Genomic DNA, 8,072 nt, shown 5'->3' with positions numbered 1-8,072 from the left:
GCCGATATCGGCGGTGAACTTGCTGCCCATGTGATTGTTGATGCCGATAAAAGAGTCAAAGCGCGAAAGCCCCCACCTGAGCCGCTTGAGGATTTCCTGCGGGTCATGTTCGGTCAGCAGCACATTGGGGCCGGGGTCTATGGTCCTGGACCCCGGCTCCATGGTGACGTGCAAAAGCAACTCGTGACCGGCGGCGCGCGCCGCCCTGGTTTGGGCTTCCAGATTGTCGGCATAGGTCAGGAAAGACAAAGTCAGCGGCCCCTTTATGGCAATAATCTGCGCCGTGCGTTTGCGATCCACTCCCATGTCGTCGATGACCAGAATAATCTTCGGCTTGCCGGTCTTTGTCGGCGTCGCTACGGCGAAGCGCCGCCATGATAAAGGCTCGGCGGGCGCCGCCTCCGGGGCCGGTTCGGGCGTCGCCATAGGAAGCGGTTCCGGTTCCGGCGCCGGAGGCGGCGGCATCGGCATGCTTACCGTCGGGATTTCATAAATTCCGTGGGGCAGGGATTCTTCGTAGGCCAGCGGCGGTTCTTTATAATCGTCCATGGGATCGGGAAACAGGGGAAGAGCCGAAGCCGTGACCATAGCCGGCGGCGGCGACTGGGAACGATACCAGGGGCCGGGAGCGGTCTTTGACTCAACCGGATTCGTTTCGGCGAATTTTTGCGGGATTTCCTTCCCCTTGAACAGTCCTCCCAGCATATAGCCGCCGAACAAACCGATAGAAATCACGGCAAGATATACCGCCCGACGACCGTAACCGGACTTTGTTTTCCGGGCGGTTTGCGTTGTTTTTTTCGGTCGGTTTTTGCGAACGCCGGTCACTCGTCATGCCTTTGAATTATGGGCGAATCTTTAGGGCATGATAAACCTGATTTTGAAGCCGTACATTCCCATACTGCATTGTCCCGTTAATTCCGAGTTTAATTGCTGAGGCGGCGCCTCCACCTCCGTCACGCCGTTCAGCGGCAGACGCACACGATAATCAAGGCCGGGGATCACCAGCACATTGCTGCAACCGAAGGCGTTTTTCGTGATTATTTTCAGAACGGTCGGCATGTTCGCCTTTGCAATCGTCAGTTGCGGCGAATAGTTGCCGTTAACATTCATTTCAATGGTCTGCCGTTCGTTTTCAATATGGACATTGCCGCTGAGGGTTGACGCTTGTTGCCCGGCATCCTGCTGCGGTTCAATAACCATCTGCCGTGGTTCGACGGCAGGCTTCCCGGTCAACACAATCATAATGCCGATGGTGGCTAAACTTGCCGCGACGACAAGGGCGATGAATGCTTTCTTTTCCATCTCATATGCTCATGACAGGATTAATCAAACCGGCGATCACCATGGCATTCATCAAATTAACCACGGCAAAAGCGATGACGACGAGGCCCGATGTTTTGAAAAAGATGCCGGAGGCTTTCGGAGAATGAATGCCGAGCGCGGAAAAGCTCAACAGCGCCAGCACCGGCAAGGTGCCGAGCGCGAAAATCAGCATGGTAAGGCCGCCTTTCATGAAGCCGCCTGCCGAAAGCGCGTAGAATTGCATGGACTGGGTGAAGCTGCACGGCAGGAAAAAGGTAATCGCTCCCAGCAAGGCCGGGGTCAGGGTATGATTGAGCCGCCTGAATTCAAGAAGATGACGGGAAATGAATTGCGGCAAAGTCGGTTGCAGACTTTTGACGACAGGAAATATGTCAAGCAGATTAATGCCCAGCGCCAACATCACTACGCCGACGGCAATGGTGAGCGTCAACATTCCGGTCTGACCCAACTCAAATTGTACGCCCAGGGCGCCGATAATGCCCCCCAGCGCAAAAAACGAGACCAGCCGTCCGCCGTGAAACAGAAGCTGCGGCGTTGTCTTGTCGCCTTCCTTGGCGAAGTTGGCGGAGACCGACAGCGTCAGGCCGCCGACAATAACCATGCAGGTGGAAACCGAAGCGATCAGGCCGATGATAAAGGCGACGGCGTAGTTGATGCCGTCCGTGTTGACAAGGCTGACGATGCCGAGTTTTTGCAGCCAGACGTATAAAGCCAGAAAAACGAGGGCAACGGGCGCCGCGACAAGAAATTCCCGCCATGCAACCACATGGCGCGGCTTTTTGAGAGAAATGTCGTAGCCGTATTTCTTAAGGCAAGGCTCCAACGCATGAATTACGGCTTGGGGCGGATTGTTCGCAATCTCCCCGCCGATTTCGATATTGCGATGTTTAAGCGATACCTTTGCGTGACTGACGCCGGGAATGTTCAGCATCTCTCTTTTTACCAGCGTGACGCAGGCTTCGCAGCGCATGCCGGAGATATGTAAAATTTGCGTTTGCATTAATCAGCCTTGTTCATTCCCTCCAGGATGGGACAGTCGGGCCGGTTATCGCCGTGGCAGCGGTCGGTGAGGTGAAGCAAAGCGCGACGGATGGCTTCAAGTTCGGCGATACGCTCTTCCACCTCCTTGATATGGCGTAGCGCCAAGGCCTTGACATCGGCGCTGGCTCGATTCTTGTCATGCCGGAGAGTCAGTAAATTGCTCACGTCTTTCACCGGAAATCCCAGACGGCGGGCGCGATAGATGAAGTGCAGGGTTTCCGCATCCGTCGCGGCGTAGCGGCGATAGCCGTTCGCGGCGCGCACGGCCGGCGGAATCAGGCCGATCTCCTCGTAGTAACGGATGGTTTTGACAGGAACGCCCGACTGTTCGGCAACGTCGCTGATATTCATGATTTTCCTCCGGTGGTGGGCCGCCAGCGCTTGAGCAGCAACGAATTGTAGACTACGGAAAGACTGCTCATCGCCATGGCGGCGCCGGCGATGACCGGACTCAGGTAGCCCAGCGCCGCCAGCGGCAGGGCGATAAGGTTGTAAATAAAGGCCCAGAACAGGTTCTGCTTGATCTTGGCGTAGGTGGCCCGGGAGATATCAATGGCGTCGGCAACCAATGTCGGCTCGCCGCGCATCAGGGTGATCCCCGCCGTATGCATGGCCACATCGGCGCCGGCACCCATGGCGAAACCGATGTCGGCCTCGGCCAGGGCCGGCGCGTCGTTGATGCCGTCGCCGACCATGGCCACGCAACGCCTCTCTCCTTTCAGACGCTTCACCATATCGGCTTTGTCTTCGGGCAGAACCTCGGCAATCACCTTGCCGACGCCGGATTCGGCGGCGATGGCTTGGGCGCTGCGGGCGTTGTCGCCGGTCAGCATGAAGGTGTCGATGCCGGCCTCTTTAAGCAAGGCCACCGCCTTGGCGGCGTTAGGCTTGATGGCGTCGCCGACGGCGATAAAGCCCAGCAACCGTCTTGATGGAGTCTTCTCTGCCGCCCACATTACCGTCTGGCCGCGCTCCTCAAAACTTTGCGCCGACGCTTCAAGGGGGCCGGTTATCATGCCCTCCTCGTCCATCAGGCGGCGACTGCCGATAACCAGAACCCTGCCCTCCACCGTTGCCATAAGCCCCCGTCCGGCCATGGCGCGAAAGCCCCCGACGGGCGCCAGCTTCACGGCTTTATCTCCGGCATAAACCAATAGGGCGTGGGCCAGAGGATGCTCGCTGCCCTGTTGGGCCGAGGCGGCGAGGCGCACTAACTCCCCTTCCCCGCCGTCGACGACCGACATCACGCCGCTGACCCGGGGGCGGCCTTCGGTGAGGGTGCCGGTCTTGTCGAAGACGACGGTAGTTATCCGGTGCGCCCGCTCAAGGGCTTCGGCGTCCTTGATCAGGATGCCGGCGGAGGCGGCGGAGCCTGTGCCGACCATGATCGCCGTCGGCGTCGCCAGGCCCAGGGCGCAGGGACAGGCGATAACCAGCACGGCGACGGCGTTGATAATGGCCGTCGCAACGTCGCCCGAGGCAAACCACCAGCCGGTAAAGGTCAGGGCTGAGATAGACATCACCACAGGCACAAAAATAGCGGAGATGTGATCAACCAACCTCTGCACCGGCGCCTTGGACCCCTGGGCGCCCTGCACCAGGGCGATAATGCGCGACAGGACGGACGCGGCGCCGACGGTGGTGGCGCGTATGCGCAACAATCCCTCGCCGTTGATGGCGCCGCCGGTGACCGTATCCCCCGCTCCCTTCGCTACCGGCAGACTCTCGCCGGTGATAAGAGACTCGTCGATATGGCTTTCGCCGTTGACTACAATGCCGTCGACGGGCAGGCGCTCGCCGGGTTTGACGACGACCATGTCGCCGCTGACGACCTCGTTGATCGGAATCTCAATCACGCGGTCTTTGCGCTCCACCCGCGCCGTCTCCGGCCGCAGGTTCATCAGGGCGCGGATGGCCGCCGTGGTGCCGTGCTTGGCCCGGCTTTCCAACCATTTACCCAGCAACACCAGGGTGACGACGACGGCTCCGGCCTCGTAATACAGGACGCCGCCGCCGATCTCGGGCGCCAGGGTGTTAAACAGGCTGATCCCGTAGGCCGCCGAGGTGCCGATGGCCACCAGCAAATCCATGTTGCCGGAAAACGCCTTGAGCGCCCCCCAGGCGGCGCGGTAAAAGCGCCGCCCCGCCCACAACTGCACCGGCGTCGCCAAGGCAAGCTGGGCCAACGCCGGAATCATCCATTCCACCCCCGCTACTTGCCACGCCATCTGCGCCGCCAGGGGCAGGGTAAAGGCGGCGGCGACGGCGAATGTCCTGAAATCGGCGCGGCCTTTGCGGGCCAATTCTTCTTCCTCGTCGGCGCCGGCGGAGGAGGAGTCGTCAACGGCCCGGGCGCCGTAACCGGCCCCTTCCACCGCCGCGATCAGATCGGCGAGGCCGGCGGTTCCTTCCCGGACGCTTATTAAAGCCCGCTCGCTGGCGAGGTTGACCTCGGCGGCAACGACCCCCGGAACCTTGCCCAGCACCTTTTCCACCCTTCCCGAGCAGGTGGCGCAGGTCATCCCCTTGATGCGCAAAATGACGGTGTTCATGACCAACCTTTCAGTACGCTGTAACCATATATAAAGGTTCCAGAGACTGGAAGGTCAAGGGGCGACAGCTTTAGGGAATGGAATTCGGCGGGAGAAAGGATTAGAATAACGGCGAAGGTGCCGGGGAAGTCGCCGACTGAGGTGGGAACAGATGAATAAACTACTCGAAAAAGCGTTTGCGGAAGCCGCCGGTCGTCCTGACGACGAACAGACGCTTATTGCCGGCATCGTGCTTGATGAATTACACGATGAAGCCTTGTGGCAGCAGAAGTTCGCACGCGACGCAGACAGGCTCGATGCGATTGCGGCGAAGGTGCGCGGGCAAATCGCTCGTGGAGAAACCTTGCCTTACGATCCGTCCGACGCCCCTGAAGAATGAAATCAGCCACTCATGGCCGTGAATGTTAAACTGTCTGAAGAACTGGTTGCTGAAGCGAAGCGTTACGGCGGCATTTATCATCGCTCACTGCCCAAACAGATCGAGTACTGGTCCTGCATGGGGAAGATTGCCGAGGAAAATCCGGATCTGACGTTTTTCATGATCAAGGACATTATGATCGCTCGCAAGGAGAACGCGAAGGAAGAGTACGTCTTTGAATGACGGTGCGCATCCTTCAGACGCCGACTTTCAAACGTACGATTAAGCGGTAATCGTCAAACTCTCCCGCGCTTGACCGTGGCGAGAGCCGGAGGCATTGTTGCGTCGGGATTGCCGGAAGCCTTATTGTTTCCTTGTGTCAAACATTAGAAAACCAACATAACCTATTGATATGTATTTATTAATCGACAACTATGACAGCTTTACCTACAATCTGCTCCACTATCTGGGGGAGCTGGGGGCGGAGGTTGAGGTGCGGCGCAACGATACGCTGAGCGCCGAGCAGGCTCTGGCCCTCAAGCCGCAGGGCATCGTTATTTCTCCGGGACCGTGCGACCCCGACAAGGCCGGCGTCTGCCTGGAGTTGATCGGCAAGGCGGCGGGCGCGGTCCCCATCCTCGGGGTATGCCTGGGCCACCAGTGCATCGGCCAGGCCTTCGGCGGCAGGATCGTGCGGGCGCCCAAGCCCATGCACGGCAAGGTCAGCGCCATTCGCCACAACGGCTCCGGCGTTTTCGCTGGCATTCCCTCGCCCTTCATCTCGGCCCGCTATCACTCGCTGGCGGTGGAGCGGGAGTCCCTTCCCGACTGCCTGGAGGCGACGGCGGACAGCGACGACGGCGTTATCCAGGGGCTGGTCCATCGCGCCCTTCCCGTCCACGGAGTGCAGTTCCACCCGGAAAGCATTGCCTCCGAACACGGCCATCGCCTGCTGCGCAACTTCCTGGAGATGTCTGTTAAATGAGCGGCATCAAGCCCCTGCTGGCGAAGATCGCCGACGCCCGATCCCTCAGCGAGGACGAGGCCGAAGCCGCCTTTAATATTATCATGTCGGGGGAGGCGACGCCGAGCCAGATCGGCGCTTTCCTGATGGGCCTGAGGGTGCGCGGCGAGACCGTCGAGGAAATAACCGGCGCCGTCAGGGCCATGCGGGCCAAGGCCTTGCCGGTCAAGGCCCCGGATAACGCTATCGACATCGTCGGCACCGGCGGCGACGGCTTGGGCGCCTTCAACATTTCCACCGGCGCGGCCCTGGTCGTCGCCGGCTGCGGCGTTCCGGTGGCCAAGCACGGCAACCGGGCGCTGTCGTCCAGATCGGGGGCGGCGGATGTGCTGGCGGCGTTGGGGGTCAACCTTGACGCCGATTTGACGCTGGTGGAGCGGGCCATTGCCGAAGCCGGCATCGGCTTCCTGATGGCTACTCGTTACCACGACGCCATGCGTCATGTCGGCCCGTCGCGCCTCGAATTGGGAGTGCGCACCATTTTCAACCTGCTGGGGCCGCTGTCCAACCCGGCCGGGGTCAAACGCCAGTTCACCGGCGTTTATTCCCGCGACTGGATAGAGCCGATAGCCAAGGCATTGGGAAATCTGGGCTGCGAGCGGGCCTGGGTGGCGCACGGCGCGGACGGCCTTGACGAGTTGACCACTACCGGCCCCTCCTTCGTCGCCGAACTCAAGGATGGTCGGGTCAACTGCTTTACGGTAAACCCCGAGGACGCCGGTCTGCCGAGGGCCGACCCCGCCGACCTCAAGGGCGGCTCTCCTGAAATCAATGCTCAAGCCGTCAGGGTTATGCTGGACGGCAAGGCGGGAGCATACCGCGATATCGTGATCTATAACGCCGCCGCCGCCCTGATCGTCGCCGGCAAGGCGGATAATTTGCGAAGCGGAGCGGCGCTGGCGGCCAGCGCTATTGATAGCGGCAAGGCCAAGGCGGCGCTTGCCGAGCTGGTGGAAATCACCAACCGATGACCGGCATTTTGACCGGAATTTGCGCCGATAAGGCCGAACACGTTGCGCGTTGCAAGAAAGAGCGCAGCCTTGACGATCTTTACGCCGCCGCCGAGGCCATGGCCCCGGCTCGTGGATTTGCCGCCGCCCTTGACAAAGCCGTTCGCGGCGGCGGCTATGGCCTGATCGCCGAAATCAAACGCGCTTCGCCGTCCAGGGGGGTGATCCGCGCTGATTTCAACCCGGCAGAACTGGCCGTAGCCCTGGAAGCCGGGGGCGCCGCCTGCCTGTCCGTGCTTACCGACGTTCCCTATTTTCAGGGATCGGATGATTTCCTGGTAAAAGCGCAAACGGCCGGCAACCTTCCGGCGTTACGCAAGGACTTCATGATCGACCCCTACCAGATCGTTGAATCCCGCGCCCTCGGCGCCGACTGCGTGCTGCTGATCATGGCTGTCCTTGATGACGCAAAGGCCGGGGAACTGGCGGCCGTCGCCGTGAAATCGGGCATGGATGTCCTGGTCGAAGTCCACGACGAAGCCGAACTGGAGCGGGCGCTCCGTCTTGACGCCCGCCTGATCGGCATCAACAATCGCGACCTTGATACCTTCAAGACCGACCTCGCCGTCACCGAACGCCTGGCCCCGCTGGTTCCCAAGGACCGCATTGTTGTCAGCGAAAGCGGGCTTTCTACCTCCGCCGATCTGGCCCGCATGTCAAGATGCGGCGTTAATTGCTTTCTCATCGGCGAGGCAATTATGAGCCGAAACGACGCGCAGGCCGCCCTTCGCAACCTTCTCTCGGAGTTTGGACGCTAAAAC

General features: G+C 60.4%; 9 protein-coding genes and 1 pseudogene (1 of these 10 only partly in view). 5 read left to right on the top strand and 5 right to left on the bottom strand.

What is annotated here, in order from left to right; translation table 11 throughout:
- The 5 genes and pseudogenes from A3H92_07810 to A3H92_07790 all read right to left on the bottom strand — a co-directional run.
- A pseudogene (locus A3H92_07810) lies at positions 1-828 on the bottom strand (hypothetical protein); it reaches 267 nt to the left of the window's first position.
- A gap of 30 nt (positions 829-858) precedes the next feature.
- Entirely contained in the window at positions 859-1,305 is a 447-nt protein-coding gene (locus tag A3H92_07805) for a hypothetical protein (GenBank protein ID OHC75939.1), read from the bottom strand.
- A gap of 1 nt (position 1,306) precedes the next feature.
- A complete protein-coding gene (locus A3H92_07800) occupies positions 1,307-2,326 on the bottom strand; it encodes a hypothetical protein (GenBank protein ID OHC75938.1) in 1,020 nt (339 codons plus the stop codon).
- Positions 2,326-2,718 carry a Cu(I)-responsive transcriptional regulator gene (locus tag A3H92_07795; protein ID OHC75937.1) on the bottom strand — a complete coding sequence of 131 codons (393 nt, stop codon included), beginning with the start codon at positions 2,716-2,718 and terminating at the stop codon, positions 2,326-2,328. The genes A3H92_07800 and A3H92_07795 overlap by 1 nt, the downstream gene beginning before the upstream one ends.
- Positions 2,715-4,919, bottom strand: coding sequence for a copper-translocating P-type ATPase (locus A3H92_07790; GenBank protein ID OHC75936.1), 2,205 nt, complete (start codon positions 4,917-4,919; stop codon positions 2,715-2,717). Before A3H92_07790 ends, A3H92_07795 begins: the two co-directional genes overlap by 4 nt.
- Positions 4,920-5,070: 151 nt before the next feature.
- Between A3H92_07790 and A3H92_07785 the strand changes: the two genes are divergently transcribed.
- The 5 genes from A3H92_07785 to A3H92_07765 all read left to right on the top strand — a co-directional run bounded on the left by A3H92_07785 (position 5,071) and on the right by A3H92_07765 (position 8,069).
- Positions 5,071-5,298: a hypothetical protein gene (locus A3H92_07785; protein OHC75935.1), complete on the top strand. Its 228-nt coding sequence runs from the start codon at positions 5,071-5,073 to the stop codon at positions 5,296-5,298.
- A gap of 12 nt (positions 5,299-5,310) precedes the next feature.
- On the top strand, positions 5,311-5,520 hold the full coding sequence (locus tag A3H92_07780; GenBank protein ID OHC75934.1) for a hypothetical protein: 210 nt from the start codon (positions 5,311-5,313) through the stop codon (positions 5,518-5,520).
- A gap of 169 nt (positions 5,521-5,689) precedes the next feature.
- On the top strand, positions 5,690-6,262 hold the full coding sequence (locus tag A3H92_07775; protein ID OHC75933.1) for an aminodeoxychorismate/anthranilate synthase component II: 573 nt from the start codon (positions 5,690-5,692) through the stop codon (positions 6,260-6,262).
- Complete coding sequence (locus A3H92_07770; GenBank protein OHC75932.1) at positions 6,259-7,272, top strand: anthranilate phosphoribosyltransferase; 1,014 nt, start codon at positions 6,259-6,261, stop codon at positions 7,270-7,272. Before A3H92_07775 ends, A3H92_07770 begins: the two co-directional genes overlap by 4 nt.
- Positions 7,269-8,069: an indole-3-glycerol phosphate synthase gene (locus A3H92_07765; protein OHC75931.1), complete on the top strand. Its 801-nt coding sequence runs from the start codon at positions 7,269-7,271 to the stop codon at positions 8,067-8,069. The genes A3H92_07770 and A3H92_07765 overlap by 4 nt, the downstream gene beginning before the upstream one ends.
- Positions 8,070-8,072: the final 3 nt, after the last annotated feature.

This window comes from Rhodospirillales bacterium RIFCSPLOWO2_02_FULL_58_16 (genome assembly GCA_001830425.1).
Lineage (GTDB): Bacteria > Pseudomonadota > Alphaproteobacteria > Rhodospirillales > 2-02-FULL-58-16 > 2-02-FULL-58-16.
Note: the sequence above shows the minus strand (reverse complement) of the source record. Positions and strands in the feature narration are given on the sequence as shown.

Bases quoted from the DNA above. Each gene is read 5' to 3' on its own strand.
- A3H92_07790 (OHC75936.1), bottom strand. From the start codon at position 4,919: ATGAACACCGTCATTTTGCGCATCAAGGGGATGACCTGCGCCACCTGC.
- A3H92_07765 (OHC75931.1), top strand. From the start codon at position 7,269: ATGACCGGCATTTTGACCGGAATTTGCGCCGATAAGGCCGAACACGTT.
- A3H92_07805 (OHC75939.1), bottom strand. From the start codon at position 1,305: ATGGAAAAGAAAGCATTCATCGCCCTTGTCGTCGCGGCAAGTTTAGCC.
- A3H92_07800 (OHC75938.1), bottom strand. From the start codon at position 2,326: ATGCAAACGCAAATTTTACATATCTCCGGCATGCGCTGCGAAGCCTGC.
- A3H92_07780 (OHC75934.1), top strand. From the start codon at position 5,311: ATGGCCGTGAATGTTAAACTGTCTGAAGAACTGGTTGCTGAAGCGAAG.
- A3H92_07795 (OHC75937.1), bottom strand. From the start codon at position 2,718: ATGAATATCAGCGACGTTGCCGAACAGTCGGGCGTTCCTGTCAAAACC.
- A3H92_07775 (OHC75933.1), top strand. From the start codon at position 5,690: ATGTATTTATTAATCGACAACTATGACAGCTTTACCTACAATCTGCTC.
- A3H92_07770 (OHC75932.1), top strand. From the start codon at position 6,259: ATGAGCGGCATCAAGCCCCTGCTGGCGAAGATCGCCGACGCCCGATCC.
- A3H92_07785 (OHC75935.1), top strand. From the start codon at position 5,071: ATGAATAAACTACTCGAAAAAGCGTTTGCGGAAGCCGCCGGTCGTCCT.